The sequence below is a fragment of the Bradyrhizobium sp. 40 genome, assembly GCF_023100925.1.
Lineage (GTDB): Bacteria > Pseudomonadota > Alphaproteobacteria > Rhizobiales > Xanthobacteraceae > Bradyrhizobium.
Genome location: NZ_CP064688.1, coordinates 7,015,626 through 7,034,513 on the forward strand (window position 1 = coordinate 7,015,626; position 18,888 = coordinate 7,034,513).

Sequence of the window (18,888 nt, forward strand, 5' to 3'; positions counted from 1 at the left end):
CGCAGAGGCAGCCCTCACCCCAACCCTCTCCCCGTAAGAACGGGGCGAGGGAGGAGAGAGAGCTCGCCCGGACTCACTTCATCGTGCATTTGTCGTGGAAGCGATCCTGGTCGTTTTCAACGATGGTCGCGACCGTCTTCAGCGAGAGCTGGCCTTCGCCGTCCTTGACCACGTCCTGGAGATAGAAGTTCTGCACCGGGATGTGGTTCTTGCCGTACTTGAAGGGGCCGCGTAGCGACTTGAAGTTGGCCTTCTCCATCTCGGCTTTCATCGCGTCCTTCTTGCTGGTGTCGCCCTTCACCGCGACCACCGCGCTGTTGATGAGCTGGGCCGCGTCATAGGCTTGCGCGCCATAATAGGTCGGGCGCAGGCCGGGGTACTTCTTGCGATAGTCGGCGACGAAGCGCTTGTTCTGCTCGTTGGGCAGATCATTCACCCATTCCTGCGCGCCGGGAACGCCGAGCGCGTTCTCCTTTTGCAGCGGCAGCGACAGCTCGTCGACGGTGAAGGCCGTGTAGAGCGGCATCGTGCTCTTCAGCCCGGCCTGCGCATATTGGTTGAGGAACTGCACGCCGGCTGCACCCGGATAGAACACGAAGATCGACTCGGCGCCCGAGGCCCGCGCCTTGGAGAGCTCGGCGGAGAAGTCGAGCTGGCTCGGCCAGACCGTGTATTCCTCGCCCTTGACCTCGCCCTTGAACGTGCTCTTCACGCCCGCGAGCATGTCCTTGCCGGCGGCGTAGTTCGGGCCGATCAGGAAGACGCTCTTGACGCCCTTCTGGTTCATGTAGAGGCCCATGGCGGCCGGCGTCTGGTCGTTCTGCCAGGAGGTCGAGAACACGTAAGGCGAACAGAGCTCGCCGGCGAGCTGCGACGGACCGGCGTTGGCCGAGATCAGGATGGTCTGCGAATCCACGGCGGTCTTGAGCGAGGCCAGCAGCACGTTCGACCAGATGTAGCCGACGATGAAGTCGACCTTGTCGGACTGCACCAGCTTCTCGGTCTTCTGCTTGCCGACGTCGGGCTTCTGTCCGTCGTCCTCGTAAATCACCTCGACCGGCTTGCCGTCCATCTTGCGGCCGATGTGATCCAGCGCGAGCTCGAACGAGTTGCGCATGTCGTTGCCGATCACGGCGGTCGGGCCGCTGAAGGTCGAAACGAATCCGATCTTGATAGTGTCGCCGGCGGATGCCGGGCCTGCCAGCACCAGCGCCGCTGCGCCCGCCAGCCAGAATGCCGTCCTCATAACCACTCCCCTCCATATTATTATGCCCGGAAGCGGGGTGATTGCCGCCCCGGGTCATCTCTATTGAACGCAAAATCTGTCGCGCCGCCAATGGCTCAGCGCCCGCCCTGCACCATATTTCGCCCCGATCGTTAATGGCAAGAAATATAGTTCTACTCACTTCGGCGAGGGCTGCTGCGCTTTTTCGCGGGATATCGATACGTCAGGCCTATCCAGCGATTGATGAGGGCTATTGGACCGCGGCGCCCGATCAGCGTTTAGATGAGGATAGAGCCGCGAGATTCGGAGGGGCGCATCATGACCACGACACCGCATCGCGTCGTCATCGTCGGAGCCGGCTTCGGCGGGCTGGAGACGACCTACCGGCTCGCCGGCAGCCCGGTCGAGATCACGCTGATCGACCGCCGCAACCATCATTTGTTCCAACCGCTGCTCTACCAGGTCGCGACCGCCTCGCTCGCCACCAGCGAGATCGCATGGCCGGTCCGGCACCTGATGCGCGACCGGCGCGATGTGACGACGCTGTTTGCGACCGTCAGCGGCATCGACGCCGACAGGCGCTGCGTGCTGATCGACGACGGCAGCGAGGTGCCTTACGACACGCTGGTGCTCGCCACCGGTGCGCGGCACGCCTATTTCGGCCACGACGAATGGGAGCAGTTTGCGCCGGGCCTCAAAACACTGGAGGACGCGACGACGCTGCGCCGTCACATCCTGGTGGCATTCGAGCGCGCCGAGCGCGAGACCGATCCGGCCAAACGCGCGGCACGGCTGACTTTCGTCATCGTCGGCGCCGGCCCCACCGGCGTGGAGCTCGCCGGCACCATCGCGGAGATGGCGCATCACACACTGCCCGCCGACTTCCGCAATATCGACACGCACAAGGCCCGCGTGGTGCTGATCGAGGCGGGTCCACGCGTGCTCGCAGGCTTTCCCGATGACCTCTCGGCCTACGCGCAGGCCTCGCTGGAGAAAATCGGTGTCGAGGTCGTGCTCGGACAGGCTGTCACCGAGATCAACCGCGAGGGCGTGGTGTTCGGCGGCAAGCTGCTCGAAGCCAAGACACGAATCTGGGCCGCCGGCGTCCGCGCCTCCCCCGCGGCCGAGTGGCTGGGCGCACCGGCCGATCGTGCCGGGCGCGTGCAGGTCGAAGACGATCTTACGATCCCCGGTCATCCCGAAATCTTTGCGATCGGCGATACCGTTTTGATCAACGCCTGGGACGGCAAGCCCGTGCCCGGCATCGCGCCCGCCGCCAAGCAGCAGGGCCGTCACGTGGCCGAGACCATCAAGGCCCGGCTGCGCAAAGAGCCGACCGGCCCGTTCCGCTACAAGCACTCCGGCAGCCTCGCGCAGATCGGCAAGCGGCTCGCGGTGATCGACTTCGGCCGCATCAAGCTGCGCGGCACCATCGCGTGGTGGATCTGGGGCATTGCCCACATCTACTTCCTGATCGGCTTGCGCCACCGCCTCAGCGTCGCCCTGAGCTGGCTCTGGATCTACGCCCGCGACCAGCGCGCCGCCCGGCTGATCACGCAGGGGAGTAGTAAGGTGGTGTAGGGCTTCTTCTCCCTCTCCCCGTTCTTACGGGGAGAGGTTAAGTGACGCGCGCTCGCCGCCCCTACTTCACCAACTCGCACCCACCATCCGCCAACGGTCGAAACGCCTGCTCCGCGGGAATCGTCGAGACCAGCTTGTAATAGTCATATGGATATTTCGACTCCTCCGGTTTCTTCACCTCGAACAGATACATCGGATGCACGACGCGACCGTCCTGGCGGATCGTGGTGTCGCCGAACAGCTTGTCCTTGCCCTTGAACTTCTTCATCTCGGGCACGGCATCCTTGGCATTGTCGCTGCCGGTTGCGGCGACCGCGTTGAGATAAGCGAGCGTGGAGGCATAGACCCCGGCCTGGTTGCCGCTCGGCATCTTGCCGTTCATGCCGGGCCGCGCCGCGAACCGCTTGGCGAAGGCGCGGGTATCGTCGTTCATGTCCCAGTAGAAGGCCTCCATGAGTTGGAGCCCTTGCGCGACCTTGATGCCCATGCCGTGGACGTCGTTGATGAAGAGCAGGAAGGCGACGAGCTTTTGTCCGCCCTGCTGGATCCCGAACTCGGCCGCCTGCTTCACCGCGTTGATGGTGTCGCCGCCGGCATTGGCGAGCCCGATCACCTGGGCCTTGGAGCCCTGCGCCTGCAACAGGAACGACGCGAAGTCGGACGTGCCGAGCGGATGCTTGCTGGAGCCCAACACCTTGCCGCCATGCGCCTCGATGTATTTCTGGGCTTCCGCCTCGATGCCCTTGCCGAGCGCGTAATCGACCGTGAGGAAATACCAGTCCTTGCCGCCGCGCGACATCATCGCGGCCGCCGTGGTGTTGCCGGTCGCCCAGGCGTCGTTGACCCACTGGATGGTGTTGGGCGAGCAGGCCTTACCGGTGAGATCGGAGCTCGCGGTAGATGATGCGAGAAACGTCATGCGGCTGCCGCGCAGCAGCGTGTTGATGGAGAGGCCGACCGCCGAATTCGGCACGTCGACAATGGCGTCGACGCCCTCGACATCGAGCCATTTGCGCGCGATGGCGTTGCCGACGTCGGCCTTGTTCTGGTGATCGGCGTAGACGATGTCGACCTTGATGCCTTTGCCGCCGCCGTTGAAGTCCTCAGCGGCCATCCGCGCGGCCTCGACCGAGCCCATGCCGTTGGTATCCTGGAAGATGCCGGAGATGTCGTTGAGCACGCCGACGCGCACGACATTGTCGGAGATCTCGGCATTTGCCGCGCCGCCAATCAGGCTCGCGGCCAGCGCAAGCGTCCACTTCAAGTTCTTCATTGGTCCCTCCCCTGTCGTATTGATTATTTCCGATGCCGGCAGCGTCAGCCCGGCGTGATGGTTACAGGCAGGCTGTCGAGCCCGCGCAGCGTGTTGTTGAAACGGCGCTGTGGCTCGCCCGTGATCTCGATCTTCGCGATCCGGCGGGCCAGAGCCGCGAGCATTGTCTCGCCTTCGAGCCGCGCGACCAGCTGACCGACGCACATGTGAATACCTGAGCCATAGCCGACATGGCCCGACGTGCGGCGGGTGACGTCGTAGCTGTCCGGCTTGTCCCAGCGCCGCGGATCGCGATTGGCAGCCGCCAGGAACATCAACACCTTCTCGCCCTCACCGATGGTCGCGCCTGACAGATCGACCTCGCGCGTTGTCGTGCGAAAGAAGGTCTGCACCGGACTTTCAAAACGGACGGCCTCCTCGAAAGCGTTGCGCGCCAGCGTGAAATCGCCGCGCAAGCGCTGCCACTGCTCCGGGAAGCGCGCGAGACAGTAGACCGCTGCACCGATGCCGTTGACGGTGGTGTCGAGGCCCGCCGACAGCAGCGAACGCACCAGCAGCGGCGCTTCGGTCGCGGTGATGGCACCCTCGTCGACATGAGCGTGGATGCAGGCGCCGATGCCGCCGGGCGTGAGGTTGTCCCGCTGGCACTGCTCGGTAACATAGGCCTGGTGCGGCGCCGAGCGCGCGATCGCCTCGTTGCGCAACTGGTTCGGCGGGCCGAAGGCGTTGAACACCACGCTCGCATAGGGAATGAGATTCTCGCGTCCTTCAGGCTTCAGCCCGAGCGCATCCGGGAAGATCGACAGCGGATAGGCTTCGGCGAGGTCCGTGATAGCATCGAAGCTGCGCTTCTCCAGCAAAGCGTCCACACGCTCTTCCGCTGCCGCGGCAAAGCGGTCGCGGAGCCCCTTCATCACCGTCGGCGACAGCACCTTCGAGAGCACGGCGCGGGTGCGGGCGTGCGCGGGTGGATCGGCTTCGAGGATCAGGCTCGGCGGGCGCCACGGCGTCTCCTTCTTGAAGTCGGACAGGCCGACGCCGCGGCTCGAGCAGAAGGTCGCGGGATCGTTCAGCACGGCATGGACTTCGGCATAGCGCGCCACGCCATAGACGTTCCACTTGTCGAGATAGACGACCGGTCCCGCCTCTCGCAGCAGCTCATGCGTGGGATAGGGGTCGGCGAAAAAATCCATGTCGAAGGGATCGACGTCGAGATGCGGGACGGCCGACGAACCGTTGATTTCCGGGGAGCTGGAAGTGCTCATGGAAGTCCTCCCTCATTTTGATCTTGTGAAAGGGCCGCGCTTACCTTTAGGTCTCCAGACACGCCGCGAGACAGAATCCCGACATGCCGCCGTCTTCGACCAGAGCCCGCCAAAAACCTGCGTCCACCGAGACGGGACCGACGCTCGATCTCGACCGCTACGTCCCCGCGTTCATCACCTTCATCGCCAACAAGCTCTCGAACAGCGCCACCGCGTTCTATCAGCGGGAGTTCGGCGTCAACGTCACGGAATGGCGGATCATGTCGCTGCTGGCGATCGAGCCCGGCATTCCCGCCTCGCGCATCTGCCACGTCATCGGTTTCGACAAGGGCCCGGTGAGCCGGACGCTGGCCGGCCTGGAAAAGCGCGGGCTGGTGTCGATCCGCACCGATCCCAAGGACGGGCGCACCCATTCGATCGCGCTGACGGCGAAGGGCCGCACCACCCATGACAAGGTGATCGTCGCGGCATTCGAGCGCGAACGGCGCCTGTTGTCCTGCCTGGACAAGGACGAGCGCGAGGTGCTGATCGAGCTGTTGCGCCGCCTGCACGAAAATCTCGGCGCGGTGACCGGCAGCACTGAGACCTGACGGAGCACGCGCGGTACGCGGACCTCTCTCATGTCCAGGCATGCGCCGGCATTCGCCGGCGGCACTCTCTCTGCCGAGCATTGCTTCCTCCAGAATCCGACGCGGCGGTTCCTCCCGCCGTCATCCCAGCCTGGAACTGGTTCGCACAAATTAGTTGCTTAGGCAACAAAAGAATCATGCAGGATAATGCGGCAGGGCAGCTGGCCTAACGGCGAGCTGTTTTCAGCCCGTTATTGCGAGAGGAGGCCTACGGCCGCCCACCTAATGCGAAGAGCTGCCGTTTCAACTGCTACAGACCGATCCACTCACCCGAGACATCGTCATCCAACCGCGCCAGCGCATCGGCGCGCCGCGTCAGCACGGCGCGCTGATTGATGTAGCCCTTGTCGGTGATCTCACCGCCGTCCACCGATGGCGGCTCGACGAGCAGCAGGGCGCGCGTGGCGTGGCCGGAGGAGTTGGCGCCGTGTTGCTTGAGTTTCGCCAGACCCTGCGCGATCGCGGCTCTGATCTTGTCATGCGCGAGCAATTCGTTCACGTTCGCGATCTCGGGCAAGCCGGCATGCGCGCGGCATGCGGCGATGTTCGGGAACACCAGGAAACGCACCTCGTCGCCGCCATGGCCGGTGACGACGATGTCCTGCGCGAGCGGCGCCAGCGCGGCGATGCCGGCGAGGCGCAGCGTGCCGACACTGACCCAAGTGCCGGAATTGAGCTTGAAGTCCTCCGCGACACGGCCATCGAAGAACAGGCCGCGCTCAGGCCGGTTCGCATCGGCGAACTTCACGGCATCACCAATGAGATAAAAGCCCTCGTCGTCAAACGTCTGCCTGGTCAGCTCCGGCGCCTTCCAATAGCCCGGCGTGACGTTGGGGCCGCGCACGCGCACCTCCAGCTTGTCGCCGGAGGTCACGAGTTTCAATTCGGTGCCGGGGATGGGCACGCCGATATTGCCCGAGCGCTCCGCGAGGAAATGGCAGTCGGTGGCCAGCGGCGACGTCTCGGTCGAGCCCCACGCCGAGACCATCGGCATCGCGCGGCCAACGGTCTTGACGGAGAGTTCTTCCAGCGCGTCCCAGAGATTCTGCGGCAGCGCAGCCCCTGCGTAGAAGGCGAATTTCACCTCGCTGAAGAAGCGGCGACACAGCTCCTCGTCTGCGCGCAGCGCCGTGATCAACATGTCGAAGCCGCGCGGCACGTTGAAATAGACCGTCGGCATCACGCTTTTGAGATTGGCAAGGGACGTCGCAAACAGGCCGGGCGCCGGCTTGCCGCCGTCGATATAGAGCGAGCCGCCATTGCGCAGCACGAGATTGAAATTGTGGTTGGCGCCGAACGTGTGGCTCCAGGGCAGCCAGTCGAGAATGACGAGATCCTCGCGCGCCTGTTCGAGAAAGGTCCACGTCTGGGCCTTGGCCTGCTGGCTGGACGTCAGCATGCGCTGGGTGTTGATGACCGCCTTCGGCATGCCGGTCGAGCCCGAAGTGAACAGGAGCTTTGCGATCGTCGCGGGCGCCACCGCGGCGAAGGCCTTTGCGACGTCGGCGCTCTCGGGCGTTGCCGCGATGGTGCGGAAGGCCAGCGCATCGGCATCGTCGGCATTGCCGCTGATGATCTGCGCGCTATGCAAAGGCTTAATCGCGGCCAGCGCCGCCGCAAACAGCCTCGTCGCGGAAACATAGATGGCGCCCGGCTCCAGCAGCGTGATCATGCTCTTGAGCTTGTCAAAGTCCTTTGACATCAGCGAATAGGCCGGCGAGATCGCCGCCGAGGGCACGCCGACATGCTGGGCCGCCAGTGCCAGCAGCGCGTGATCGATGCTGTTGTCGGAGAGGATCGCGAGCGGGCGCTCCGCGCCGAGACCTTGCGCCAGAATCCAGGACGCTGCCGCGCGCACCTGGCGCAACGCCTGCGCGTAGGTAACGGTGGTCCATGGCAATTCGGCACTGCTGCGCTCGGCGAGAAAAGTTGCATCGGGCCTCTGCCGCGCCCATTGCTCCAGCCAGTCGCCGATGCAGCGCGCGCCATCGCGCAGCGGCTCGGGCGAGCGCAGCACGATGCTACCGTCGGCGCGATGCTCGGCAACGGTTCTGGGTGTCGCGAACAGGCTCGCAGCATCACCGCGAGGGGCGGTTGTCATGGTTTCCTCCTCGCCCGGAAGCCGGGATCGGCCGCAGCCTCGTCGCGGACCACGTTGGCCTGCATGTTGGCCATGACAATTGTTGGGGCGCAAGCTCAGGCCCGTTGAGCTGCCCATTATTTGCGCAAATGCTCGTAACAGGGCGCTGACACGAAGCTCCGCCAGCGCTCGAAATATCCCACAAGCCTCTGATCTCTCGGTAATATCCGCAGCACTTGTCCTGCCCGGATTCTGTACACAATGGCACATCGCTTGCTTCGATCGGGGTGAAGAGACGTTGCCGGAGATTTGTCGCCATGAAGGCTGAAATGGGGGCTGAGCAGCCTGAAACGATCGCCGCGATCGTGGCCGCGCATCGCGCGGGCACGCTCACGCCGGCGCAGACGGTCGCACGCACCTATCAGCGCATCCGCGACCACAATGATCCCGCCGTCTTCATCAGCCTGCGCGACGAAAAGGACGCGATCGCCGAGGCCGAGAAGCTCGCCACCAAGGAGACCGCCAGCCTGCGGCTCTATGGCGTGCCGGTGGTGGTGAAGGACAATATCGACGCGCTGGGGTTTCCGACCACCGCGGCGTGCCCGGCCTTCTCGTACATCCCGACACACGATTCGACCGCCGTTGCGCGGCTGCGCGCCGCCGGCGCGATCATCATCGGCAAGACCAATCTCGACCAGTTCGCGACCGGCCTTGTCGGCGTGCGCTCGCCCTACGGCATCCCCAGGAACGCGATCCGCGATGACCTCATTCCCGGCGGATCAAGCTCGGGATCGGCCGCCGCCGTCGGCGCCGGGCTGGTGCCACTGTCGTTAGGTACCGACACCGCCGGCAGCGGCCGCGTGCCGGCGATGCTCAACAACATCGTCGGTCTCAAGCCGAGCCTCGGCATGATTTCGACCGCTGGCCTGGTGCCGGCCTGCCGGACGCTGGACTGTATCTCGGTGTTCGCTTTGACGGTCGACGACGCCGCGCTGGCGCTCTCCGTGATGGCAGGTCCCGATCAGGCCGATCCGTTCTCGCGCGACCGGCCGCTTGGCGCGATCACTCCGCTCCCGGCAAACCTGCGCCTGGGCGTGCCGCGCAGCGGACAGCTGATCTTCTTCGGCGACAAGAAGGCGGAAGCGGCTTACGCCGAGGCGCTGAAGCGCTGGACCGCGCTTGGCGCAACGCTCGTCGAGTTCGACCTCGAGCCGTTCTATGAGACGGCCCGACTGCTCTACGGGGGACCGTGGGTCACGGAGCGCTATCTCGTGATCCGCGACCTGCTGGCGTCCGCGCCGGATGCCATCCATCCCGTGACGCGCGAGATCACCGCGGCCGGTGCGCGGTTGACGGCGGCGGACACCTTCTCCGCGCTCTATCGTCTGCAGGGCCTGCGCAAGATCGCCGAGCGCACCTTCACCAATATCGACGCGCTGGTGCTGCCGACGGCGCCGACGGCCTATACGACCGCGCAGGTGCTGGCCAATCCGGTCGAGCTCAACAGCCGGCTCGGCACCTATACCAATTTTGTCAATCTGCTCGACCTCTGCGGTCTCGCGCTGCCGGCGGCGATGCGCGCCGACGGCGTTCCGTTCGGCATCACGCTCCTTGCTCCCACCGGGCACGATGCGCTGCTCGCCAGCATCGGGCGCGTGTTTCATGCCGATACCAAACTGACGCTTGGCGCAAAGGGCGTGGCGCAACCCGCGCTGGCGCCGCTTGCCGCTGATAGCAGCGACGAGATTCCCATCGCCGTAGTCGGCGCGCATCTGTCCGGCATGGTGCTGAACAGCGAGTTGAAAGCGCTGAACGGCCAGCTGATCGAGGCGACCAGGACCGCGGCAGACTACAAGCTCTACGCATTGAAGACCACGCCGCCGAAGCCGGGCATGCTGCGCGTCGAGGCCGGCAAGGGCGCGTCGATCGAGCTGGAGATATGGTCGCTGTCGTCGTCCGCCTTCGGCAAGTTCGTCAACGCGATTCCCGCGCCGATGGCGATCGGCACCGTGCGGCTGGCGGATGGCCGCAGCGTGAAGGGATTTCTCGTCGAGCCCGAGGTGCTGGGCGAGGCTCGCGACATCACCGCGTATGGCGGCTGGCGGAAGTATATGGCGGACGCTGCGACAGCGTAGGTCTCCTAGGGTGGGCAAAGCGAAGCGTGCCCACCATCACCGTCAGCTTGGGTAGATGGTGGGCACGGCGCTTTGCGCCTTAGCCAACCCTACGGCACCGTGCGCGCGGCCCTAAACCGATACCGCGTAGATCTCGTACTCCCCGCGCACCAGCTCGATATGCGCACGCATCGCGGCGGCGGCGCTCTGCTTGTCGCCGCGCATGATGGCGACGACGACGCGATCGTGTTCCGCTTGCGACTTGGCGAGACGTCCGAGATTGCGGAACTGGGCGCGGCGGAACGGCTGCACGCGCACGCGCGTCGCCAGCGTGATCTCGGCGATGTAGCCGTTCTGCGATCCCGCATAGATCGCATTGTGGAAGCGCTCGTTGACCTCGTGGAAGCGATCGGGGTTGCCGGCGTAGCTCAACACCCGCAGCTCTTCGTGGATGGCTTCCAGACCGTGACGCTCGGCGGCTGACATGCGTTCGGCGGCAAGGCCCGCGCACAGCGCTTCCAGCTCCGCCATCGCCTCGAACATACCCGTCAGCCGTTCGAACGAGGGCTGCGCCACCACCGCGCCGCGATGGGCGCGCGCTTCGACCAGGCCGCTTGCCACGAGCTGGCGCAGTGCTTCCCGCACCGGCGTGCGCGAAACGCTGAAGCGGCGCGCGATGTCGGTCTCGTCAAGCGGGGCGCCAGGCGGCAAAGCTCCGCGCACGATCTCGTCGGCGAGCTGCAGGCGCAGCTCCTCGGCGCGCGTGACCTTGTGCGCTGATGGCGACGCCCGGTCGACACGCGGCACCGCCGGTTCGGCCGGCAGCGCTCCGGGCGGAAGATCGTCAAGCGTCATACGGTCAGGTCTCTTTCGACTCGTCGATGATGCTGACATGGGCGGCGACGACGCGCCAGCCCTCCGGGAATTTTACCCAGGTCTGCATCTGCCGGCCGACCTTACCCGGCATCGTGTCGCGATAGAACAGGGTGGAGGCGACCGCGGTGTCGCGGCCATAGCTGGTGATCACGGTTTTCGCGGTGCGGCGATTGAGGCCGACCGGCGAGCGCCCGGCGCGAAAGCCGGAGATCGCTTCATAGCCGTAGAGGTTCTCGCCGATGCCATAGCGCAGCGTGCGGGGATCGTTGCGGAAGAGCTCGCCGAGCACCGCGACGTCGTTGGTGATCAGGGCCTGCTCATAACGCTCGAACGCGGCTTTGACGTCCGCGATCACGTCAGGGAGATCGATCTCCATCTCAAAATCCTTTTGGGCTGGGCGCGGCGGCGACACCCATCTTCTCCAGCGCGTACGCAACGCGCAGCGCGATGTCCTCGCGCCACGGCGCGGCGATGATCTGCACGCCGATCGGCAGCGGCTCGAGCGGCACCGGCACGGCGACCACGGGCAGGCCGATGAAGGAGATCGGCTGGGTGTGGATGCCGATATTGGCGCGCACCGGCAGCTCGACGCCGCCAAGGTTGAAATTGACTTGGCCGAGCTTCGGCGCGGTGCATGGCGTCGCCGGCGCGAGCAATACGTCGACGGATTTGAAAATCTCAGCGAGTTGCGCGCGATACCAGCGGCGGAATTTTTGCGCACGGTCGACCAGCGGCGCCGGCACCATGGCGCCCGCGATCAGCCGGTCGCGCACGGCGGGATCGAAATCGTTCGGCCGCTTGCGCAGCCGATCGAGATGCAGCGAGGCGCCTTCGGTGGTGGTTATGACATAGGCCGCCGCGCGGGCGCGTGCGGCTTCGGGCACGTCCACCACGCGCGTTGCGCCCAGCGCCTTGGCGACGCGGCTGACGGCTTCGACGGCTTCCGGAAACAAATTGGTCTGGAAGTACCCGCCGGCGATCCCGATGCGCAGGTCGGACACCGGATTGGCGAGCAGCGGTGTCGTCGGCTCCAGACCACGTGTGGTGGTGCAGGCGGCATCGTCCGCATCCGGTCCCTGCATGGCGTCATAGGCCAGCGCGAGATCGGTGACGGAGCGCGCGAACGGGCCGAGATGATCGAGGCTCGCGACGAACGGGAACGAACGCGCACGCGAGAGCCGGCCATAGGTCGGCTTCAGGCCGAAGATGCCGCAGAACGAGGACGGCACGCGGATCGAACCATTGGTGTCGGAGCCGAGCGCGATCGGCACCAGGGCGCCGCCGACGGCGCTCCCCGAGCCGCCGGAGGAGCCGCCGCTCATCCGCGTCGTGTCGTGCGGATTGCGCGAGGGACCGTCATGGACGTTCTCCCCGGTGAAGTCATAGGCGTATTCGCCCATGTTGAGCGCGCCGACCAGCACGGCGCCGGCCGCTTCCATGCGCTCGATCAGCGTGGCGTCGCGCGTGGCGGGCGCGCGGTCGCGGTTGATCTTCGAGCCGGCGCGCGTCGAGAGCCCGGCGACGTCGAACAGATTCTTCACCGCGAAGGGCACGCCAGCCAGCGGGCCAACGGTCCTGCCGGCCGCGATATCGGCATCGATCGCGCGCGCCTTGGCGCGGGCGCGATCGGCGGTGACGTCGGTGAAGGAGTTGAGGATGGCGTCGTGCTGCGTGATGCGCGCGAGCGCGGCTTCGGTCGCATCGAGCGCGAACAATTTTCCGCCGGTCACCGCCTTGGCGATCTCGGAGGCCGTCATCTCTGGCTTGGTCGTCATGGCGGCGTCAGACGGTGAAGATGGGCGCCGGCTCGGTCTCGTCCGGCAGCGCGAATTCGTCGACGAGGCGGCCGAGCCGCAGCGAGACCTCGAGATTGGCGCGAATGGACGACCTCCATGCTTCCTCGACGGGCAACGCCAACGCTTTCGTGGCAGCGTCGATATAATCGTCCAGCGGTTCGGCCATCACGCTCCCAAACAAGCTCTCAGTGTGCGCCCTGTGTCTGCAGCGGCGGATGCGGGATCGCCGTCAGCAACTCCTTGGTGTAATCGTCCTGCGGATCGCTCAAGACCCTCTCGGAAGAGCCTTCCTCGACGATTCGACCCGACCGCATGACAATGACACGATCGCACAACAAGCGCACTACGTTCAAATCATGCGAGACGAACAGATAACTCATACCTAGCCGCGCCTTGAGGTCCTGGAGCAGATTGAGGACCACGGCCTGGACCGAAACGTCGAGCGCGGCGGTCGGCTCGTCCAGGATGACGAGTTTCGGGTGCAGGGCGATGGCGCGGGCGATGCCGACGCGGGCCTTCTGGCCGCCCGACAATTGGTGCGGAAAGCGATCCAGCAGATTGTGCGGCAGGCCCACCATGGTGGCGAGCTCCTCGCAGCGGGTGCGGAGCGCGTCGCGCCCCCTGATGTCATCGAGCTGCATGATGGGATCGGCGATGGCGCGGACGGCAGTGAAGCGCGGATTGAGGCTGTCGGTCGGATCCTGGAACACCATCTGGATGCGGCTGCGCTGCGGCAGACGCGCGAAGCCGGCGGGCGCGATGGCGCCGATGTCCTCGCCGTCGAACTGGATCAGGCCGGAGGTCTGGTCGAGCAGTCGCATCACCATCATCGACGTGGTCGATTTGCCGCAGCCGGATTCGCCGACCAGGCCGACGCTTTCGCCGTGGCCGACCGAGAAGCTGATGCCGTCGACGGCGCGGAACACATCGGGCTCTACAGGCGGCTTGCGGCCGAACAGTTTGCCGAGCGTCGCGGTCGCGCCCTGACGGGGATATTCCTTGACGAGCTTGTCGATGAGGAGAAGGGGCGTCTTGCCCGCCGGGACGATCGGAGCCAATTCCGCGGATGCTGCGCTCGTGGCGGCGAGTGCTGAGCCTTCCTCCTCCGGCAACAGATCCCGCAGGCTCACGCCGAGGCGCGGCGTCGCGCGCATCAGCTTCTTCGTGTAGGGGTGCTGCGGGTTGGCGAAGATGTCGGCCGCCTTTGCGGTCTCGACCACCCGGCCCTTCTCCATCACCACCACGCGGTCGCAATAGGCCGCGGCGAGGCCGAGGTCATGCGTGATCAGGATGGTGGACATTGCCTTGCGCTTGGTCAGCTCGACGATCAGATCCATCACCGCCTTCTGCGTGGTGACGTCCAATCCGGTCGTCGGCTCGTCCGCGATCAGCAGTTGCGGATTGCAGGCGAGCGCGAGCGCGATGACGACGCGCTGGCACATGCCGCCGGACAATTCGAACGGATAAGCGTGATAGCGCTCGCGCGGCCGGGCGATCTTGACCTGCTCCAGCGCCTCGATCGCCTTTTCGCCGCGGTCCGAAACCATGGCCTGCTGGACATGGGTGCGCAGCACGTCCTCGATCTGGTCGCCGACTTTCCGGATCGGGTTGAGCGCGGCGCGCGGGTTCTGGAAGATCATCGAGACTTCGCGACCGCGCAAATCGCGCATCTGGTCTTCGGTCGCGGCCTTGACGTCGATACCCGAGAACATCACCGAGCCTTCGGCGATCCGCCCCGCGCGGTCGAGGATGCGCATCACCGCATACGACGTCACCGACTTGCCGGAGCCGGACTCGCCGACGATCGCCAGCGTCTCGCCCTTGGCGACGGAGATGTTGACGTGCTGCACCGCCTTGACGATGCCGCGGCGGGTGGTGAATTCGACGGTGAGGTCCTGGACGTCGAGCAGCGGCTGGGCGGTCATGGGCACCTCCCAAACAAAAACGTCGAAAACAACCCCATGCACAGTAGAACGGGATTGATTTCATTGAATAATTTTGAGCGAAAATCTGCGCGGAATCCAGCCATCACGTCCTCCGCTGGGGGTCGACGATGTCGCGCAGGCCGTCCCCGAGGAGGTTGAAGCAGAACACGGCGATCATCAGAGCGAGGCCCGGGAATAGCGCGATCCACCATTCGCCTGACACCATGAAGCCGGCGCCTTCGGCGACCATGATGCCCCATTCCGCCGTCGGCGGACGGACGCCGAGGCCGATGAACGAGAGGCCGGCGGCATTGAGGATGGCGTAGCCCATGGTCAGCGACATCTGCACGATCATGATCGGCATGATGTTCGGCAGGATATGCACGAGAAGAATTCGGAACTCGCCGTTGCCGGACAGACGCGCGGCCTGCACGAAGCCGGCATTGCGGCGGACATTGGCTTCGGCGCGCGCGACGCGGGCATAGAGCGGGAAGTTCACGATGGCCGTTGCGAGGATGATGTTCTGCACGGTGTTGCCGAGCGCGGCGACGATGCCCATCGCGAGCACGAACAGCGGGAACGCCATGATGGTGTCGGCGATGCGGCCGACGATGCGATCGGTCCAGCCGCCGAAATAGCCGGCCGCGATGCCGGCGAGCCCACCCATCAGGAACACCAGCGCGACGGAGGCGACCGCGATGAACGTATCGAGCCGCGTCGCCACCACGACGCGGCTGAAGATGTCGCGGCCCAATTGGTCGGTGCCGAACCAGTGCGCGGCCGAGGGCGGCTTCAGCGACGCCGCGGTGTCGGACGCCAGCGGATCATACGGCACCACATAGGGGCCGAAGATCGCGGCAAGAAGGATCACGATCAGCAGCGCGAAGGCAAAACCGGTGACCTTGTTCTCGCCAAGCACGTAGCGGGTCTGGTCGAGCAGCGCGACGAACCCTGAGGTCCGCGCGGGACCGACAGGTTCAACAGCAGGCGCAACGGTGCTCATGATTAGCCCTCCAAGCGCACGCGCGGATCGATCACGCCATAGAGAATGTCGATCACGAGATTGAGCAGCACGTACATCACCGCCATGGTCAGCACGAAACCCTGCACCGGCGCGAAGTCCGACGAGATCAGCGCCTCGACCGCATAGGAGCCGATGCCTGGCCAGGCGAACACTTTCTCCACCAGCACGTTGGCGCCGAGCAGGAACGAGAACACCATGCTCAGCGTGGTGATGACCGGAAGCATCGCGTTGCGGAAGGCATAGGTGACGATGACGGTTGCCGGGGACAGGCCGCTGGCGCGCGCGGTGCGAACGAATTCCGACGACAGCACCGCCAGCATCGAGGCGCGCGTCATGCGCGCGATCGGCGCCAGCGAGAAGATCGCAAGCGTCGTCGCCGGCAGGATCAACTGGCTGCATGCCGAACGGAACGCCTCGAAGTCACGCGCGATCAGGGTGTCGATCAGATAGAAGCCGGTCACCGTCGGCGGCGCGCTGTAGAACACATCGAGCCGGCCGAGCGGCGCAGGCGACCAGCCGAGCCGGAAATAGAACACATAGACCAGCACCAGGCCTGTGAAGAACACCGGCAGCGAGACGCCGGCCGTCGTCGTGACACGACAGAGATGATCGACCCATGAGCCCGGCCGCGTCGCCGCCAGCACGCCGAGTGGAATCGCGATCACGACCGAGACGATGAGGCCGAGCAGCGTCAACTCGGCGGAGGCCGGCAGGCGGTTGCGGATCTCGGCTGCGACTGGCTGGCCCGTCGTGAGCGAATTGCCGAAATCGCCATGGGCGAGATCGTTGGTGTAGCGGAAGAACTGCTCGATCAGCGGCTTGTCGAGGCCGAGTTTTTTCCGGATCTGCTCGACGGCTTCCTTCGTTGCGGCGGGCCCTGCGAAATAGGCGGCGGGATCGCCCGGTAGTGCGCGGGTCAGCAGGAAGGTGACGATGACGACCCCGATCAGCGACGGAATCGCGAACATCAGGCGCTTGCCGATCATGGTCAGCATGGGGTTGCGCTCCTGCTGCTCTGCGTTTGTGGGCGGGTTCGCGCCACCTGCTCCGCTGCGCCCCCTCTCCCACGCAACCGGGGTCTACCCCGGTTGCGCATTGGTGATTGGCGCAAGTCGGGCAGGCCCGACTTGCGATGGGAGAGGGTTGGGGTGAGGGGTAGCCCCAAGCGAGGTCGGAGTTCGTGGCTACCCCTCACCCTGCCCCTCTCCCACAAGGGGAGAGGGAATGAGAGAGCGGTGGCCGCCTCACTCAGAAGGAGAGTCGACGACGCGACCATCTCGCCCGCCATCCCCTCACCCCTTCGCCATCGCGCGATAATCCAGGCGGCGGTGGAACCAGTATTGGTAGCCGCTGATGTTCTTCTGCATCGCGACGTTGACGAAGGGCTGATACAGCGGGATGCGCGGGATGTCGCTGTAGGCGAGGTCGACGAAGCCCTTCACGTCGGCGTCGTAGGTCGCGGTGTCACCGGTCGCGGCAGCATTCCGCGCCCCGTCGATCAGCTTGTCCATCTCCGCCGACTTGTAGCTCATGGTGTTGAAGACGGAATTATTGCCGTGATAGCACCAGTAGAAGAAGTATTCGGGGTAATCGAGCCAGCCCGAGAACACGTTGGTGAAGAGCGGCATCTCCTTCTTGTTCAACTCGGTGCGCCAGTTGGCGCCGGGCACCTTGTTGATGGTGGTCTTGATGCCGATCTGGGCCAGGCTCTCCTGCACCAGCACGCAGAGCGGCTCGTTGACGCCGGCGAAGTTGAGGTCGAACGAGATCGTGGTCTCGAAGCCGTTGGGATAACCGGCTTCAGCCAGCAGCGCCTTCGCCTTGTCCATGTCGGTGTTGAATTTGTGCGGCTGCGGCCAGGCGACTTCGGTCGGCTTTTCCTTGGCGGCCCCGAACATGGGATTGGCCAGCCCGAACATCACCGCGTCCATGATCTTCTGATAGGGAATCGCGTAGGCGACCGCCTGACGCACTTTGGGATTGTCGAACGGCGGCTTGGTCACGTTCATGCCGATATACTGGATACCGTTGGAGAACGGCAGCGACACCACGTTGAGCTTGCCGCTCGCCTTCATCTCCTGGAAATCCTTGAACGGCAGCTCGTAGGAGATGTCTGCGTCGCCACGCTCCAGCAGCGCGCGGCGATTGCCGGCCTGCGGCACCATGCGCCAGATCACGCGCTTGATCTTCGGCAGCGGGCCGCCGACCCAATCGTCGTTGCGCTCCATCACCACTTCGGTGCCGGCGGTCCACTTCGTCACCTTGTAGGCGCCGGAGCCCGCGGTCTGCTGCTTGGTGAATTCGAGACCCCAGGGGTCCTTCTCGCTGGCGTTCTTCTTCACCAGTTCGGAATTGATGATGCAGGGCACGATCACCGCGAGATCGGGGATCGTCAGCTTGTCCTTCTTCAGGAAGTCGACACGCACGGTGTAGTCGTCGATCACGACGAACTGCTCGGGTTTCGTGAGCGAGCCGGCGCTCATCTGGAAGGTGGGGAAGCCGCCGACGCTGACGGCGCGGTCGAGCGACCACTTCACGTCCTTGGCGGTGACAGGCGCGCCGTCGTGGAATTTGGCGTTCTTCTTCAGCTTGAAGGTGACCGACATGTCGTCGATCTTGAAGTCCTCGGCGAGCTCGCCCTTGAATTTGTCGCGGTCGTAATAGGGCACGCCGCCGGGGCCGGTCTTCATCTCGTGGCTGAGCAGGCGGTCGTAGCAATTCCAGGACACCTCATAGCCGGGCACGTTGGTGCCGACGCCGTGGATGTCGAGATTGTTGGGGCCGCCTTCCGAGACGATCAGCAGCGTCTCCGAGCGCGCATCGGCCATCGCCGACGAGATCACGGACGGCATGGCCGGAAGCGCCGCGCCTGCGGCCAATCCGGAAACGGACTTGAGGAAATCGCGGCGCTTCATGAAATGGCTCCAACACAAAGTTTTCTGGTTGGAACTGGATTCGCAAGGTTCGTGCCAAGGCTTAATGAGAGTTTAAAACAACATAAGCCACTGATATAAGCGCGAAAAATGGCCATTGCTTCGACTGTCGATCAGAAGCCGATCTCCAGCGCGTTGCATACAAAGAAGCAGATTTGCATATAAAA

The 18,888-nt window shown here is 64.8% G+C and carries 15 protein-coding genes; 3 read left to right on the forward strand and 12 right to left on the reverse strand.

The features are described 5' to 3' along the window. Positions 1-73: 73 nt before the first annotated feature. Positions 74-1,246, reverse strand: coding sequence for an ABC transporter substrate-binding protein (locus IVB40_RS33655; protein ID WP_247357586.1), 1,173 nt, complete (start codon positions 1,244-1,246; stop codon positions 74-76). Positions 1,247-1,543: 297 nt separating this feature from the next. On the opposite strand from IVB40_RS33655, the gene IVB40_RS33660 reads away from it, so the two are divergent. After that, positions 1,544-2,806 (forward strand): NAD(P)/FAD-dependent oxidoreductase, encoded by a 1,263-nt coding sequence (locus IVB40_RS33660; protein WP_247817579.1) that lies wholly within the window; start codon positions 1,544-1,546, stop codon positions 2,804-2,806. Between the two features lie 61 nt (positions 2,807-2,867). Here the strand turns inward: IVB40_RS33660 and IVB40_RS33665 are convergent, their stop codons facing one another. Together IVB40_RS33665 and IVB40_RS33670 are read right to left on the reverse strand one after the other, a co-directional pair. Further along, positions 2,868-4,079 carry an ABC transporter substrate-binding protein gene (locus tag IVB40_RS33665; protein ID WP_247817580.1) on the reverse strand — a complete coding sequence of 404 codons (1,212 nt, stop codon included), beginning with the start codon at positions 4,077-4,079 and terminating at the stop codon, positions 2,868-2,870. A gap of 44 nt (positions 4,080-4,123) precedes the next feature. Further along, entirely contained in the window at positions 4,124-5,344 is a 1,221-nt protein-coding gene (locus IVB40_RS33670; RefSeq protein ID WP_247426834.1) for a cytochrome P450, read from the reverse strand. Between the two features lie 83 nt (positions 5,345-5,427). On the opposite strand from IVB40_RS33670, the gene IVB40_RS33675 reads away from it, so the two are divergent. After that, entirely contained in the window at positions 5,428-5,934 is a 507-nt protein-coding gene (locus IVB40_RS33675) for a MarR family winged helix-turn-helix transcriptional regulator (protein WP_247426831.1), read from the forward strand. Positions 5,935-6,223: 289 nt separating this feature from the next. Here the strand turns inward: IVB40_RS33675 and IVB40_RS33680 are convergent, their stop codons facing one another. Continuing rightward, positions 6,224-8,074: a feruloyl-CoA synthase gene (locus IVB40_RS33680; RefSeq protein WP_247817581.1), complete on the reverse strand. Its 1,851-nt coding sequence runs from the start codon at positions 8,072-8,074 to the stop codon at positions 6,224-6,226. A 296-nt stretch (positions 8,075-8,370) separates the two neighbouring features. On the opposite strand from IVB40_RS33680, the gene atzF reads away from it, so the two are divergent. Further along, positions 8,371-10,188 (forward strand): allophanate hydrolase, encoded by a 1,818-nt coding sequence (gene atzF / locus IVB40_RS33685; protein WP_247817582.1) that lies wholly within the window; start codon positions 8,371-8,373, stop codon positions 10,186-10,188. Positions 10,189-10,299: 111 nt separating this feature from the next. Here the strand turns inward: atzF and IVB40_RS33690 are convergent, their stop codons facing one another. The 8 genes from IVB40_RS33690 to IVB40_RS33725 form a co-directional block, all read right to left on the reverse strand. Beyond that, complete coding sequence (locus tag IVB40_RS33690) at positions 10,300-11,022, reverse strand: GntR family transcriptional regulator (protein ID WP_247817583.1); 723 nt, start codon at positions 11,020-11,022, stop codon at positions 10,300-10,302. A 4-nt stretch (positions 11,023-11,026) separates the two neighbouring features. Then, positions 11,027-11,419, reverse strand: a complete 393-nt coding sequence (gene hpxZ, locus IVB40_RS33695; RefSeq protein ID WP_007615793.1) for an oxalurate catabolism protein HpxZ — start codon at positions 11,417-11,419, stop codon at positions 11,027-11,029. A 1-nt stretch (position 11,420) separates the two neighbouring features. Beyond that, positions 11,421-12,818: an AtzE family amidohydrolase gene (locus IVB40_RS33700; RefSeq protein ID WP_247817584.1), complete on the reverse strand. Its 1,398-nt coding sequence runs from the start codon at positions 12,816-12,818 to the stop codon at positions 11,421-11,423. A gap of 7 nt (positions 12,819-12,825) precedes the next feature. Then, positions 12,826-13,005, reverse strand: coding sequence for a DUF4089 domain-containing protein (locus tag IVB40_RS33705; RefSeq protein WP_247817585.1), 180 nt, complete (start codon positions 13,003-13,005; stop codon positions 12,826-12,828). A gap of 19 nt (positions 13,006-13,024) precedes the next feature. Then, complete coding sequence (locus IVB40_RS33710) at positions 13,025-14,764, reverse strand: ABC transporter ATP-binding protein (RefSeq protein ID WP_247817586.1); 1,740 nt, start codon at positions 14,762-14,764, stop codon at positions 13,025-13,027. A 103-nt stretch (positions 14,765-14,867) separates the two neighbouring features. Next, positions 14,868-15,767 (reverse strand): ABC transporter permease, encoded by a 900-nt coding sequence (locus IVB40_RS33715; protein ID WP_027565936.1) that lies wholly within the window; start codon positions 15,765-15,767, stop codon positions 14,868-14,870. A gap of 2 nt (positions 15,768-15,769) precedes the next feature. Then, positions 15,770-16,783, reverse strand: coding sequence for an ABC transporter permease (locus IVB40_RS33720; RefSeq protein ID WP_018456013.1), 1,014 nt, complete (start codon positions 16,781-16,783; stop codon positions 15,770-15,772). A 297-nt stretch (positions 16,784-17,080) separates the two neighbouring features. Next, positions 17,081-18,703 (reverse strand): ABC transporter substrate-binding protein, encoded by a 1,623-nt coding sequence (locus IVB40_RS33725; protein ID WP_247817587.1) that lies wholly within the window; start codon positions 18,701-18,703, stop codon positions 17,081-17,083. Between the last annotated feature and the right edge of the window lie 185 nt (positions 18,704-18,888).

Bases quoted from the DNA above. Each gene is read 5' to 3' on its own strand.
- IVB40_RS33720 (WP_018456013.1), bottom strand. From the start codon at position 16,783: ATGCTGACCATGATCGGCAAGCGCCTGATGTTCGCGATTCCGTCGCTG.
- IVB40_RS33680 (WP_247817581.1), bottom strand. From the start codon at position 8,074: ATGACAACCGCCCCTCGCGGTGATGCTGCGAGCCTGTTCGCGACACCC.
- atzF (WP_247817582.1), top strand. From the start codon at position 8,371: ATGAAGGCTGAAATGGGGGCTGAGCAGCCTGAAACGATCGCCGCGATC.
- IVB40_RS33690 (WP_247817583.1), bottom strand. From the start codon at position 11,022: ATGACGCTTGACGATCTTCCGCCCGGAGCGCTGCCGGCCGAACCGGCG.
- IVB40_RS33660 (WP_247817579.1), top strand. From the start codon at position 1,544: ATGACCACGACACCGCATCGCGTCGTCATCGTCGGAGCCGGCTTCGGC.
- IVB40_RS33715 (WP_027565936.1), bottom strand. From the start codon at position 15,767: ATGAGCACCGTTGCGCCTGCTGTTGAACCTGTCGGTCCCGCGCGGACC.
- IVB40_RS33705 (WP_247817585.1), bottom strand. From the start codon at position 13,005: ATGGCCGAACCGCTGGACGATTATATCGACGCTGCCACGAAAGCGTTG.
- IVB40_RS33675 (WP_247426831.1), top strand. From the start codon at position 5,428: ATGCCGCCGTCTTCGACCAGAGCCCGCCAAAAACCTGCGTCCACCGAG.
- IVB40_RS33700 (WP_247817584.1), bottom strand. From the start codon at position 12,818: ATGACGACCAAGCCAGAGATGACGGCCTCCGAGATCGCCAAGGCGGTG.
- IVB40_RS33655 (WP_247357586.1), bottom strand. From the start codon at position 1,246: ATGAGGACGGCATTCTGGCTGGCGGGCGCAGCGGCGCTGGTGCTGGCA.
- hpxZ (WP_007615793.1), bottom strand. From the start codon at position 11,419: ATGGAGATCGATCTCCCTGACGTGATCGCGGACGTCAAAGCCGCGTTC.
- IVB40_RS33670 (WP_247426834.1), bottom strand. From the start codon at position 5,344: ATGAGCACTTCCAGCTCCCCGGAAATCAACGGTTCGTCGGCCGTCCCG.
- IVB40_RS33725 (WP_247817587.1), bottom strand. From the start codon at position 18,703: ATGAAGCGCCGCGATTTCCTCAAGTCCGTTTCCGGATTGGCCGCAGGC.
- IVB40_RS33710 (WP_247817586.1), bottom strand. From the start codon at position 14,764: ATGACCGCCCAGCCGCTGCTCGACGTCCAGGACCTCACCGTCGAATTC.
- IVB40_RS33665 (WP_247817580.1), bottom strand. From the start codon at position 4,079: ATGAAGAACTTGAAGTGGACGCTTGCGCTGGCCGCGAGCCTGATTGGC.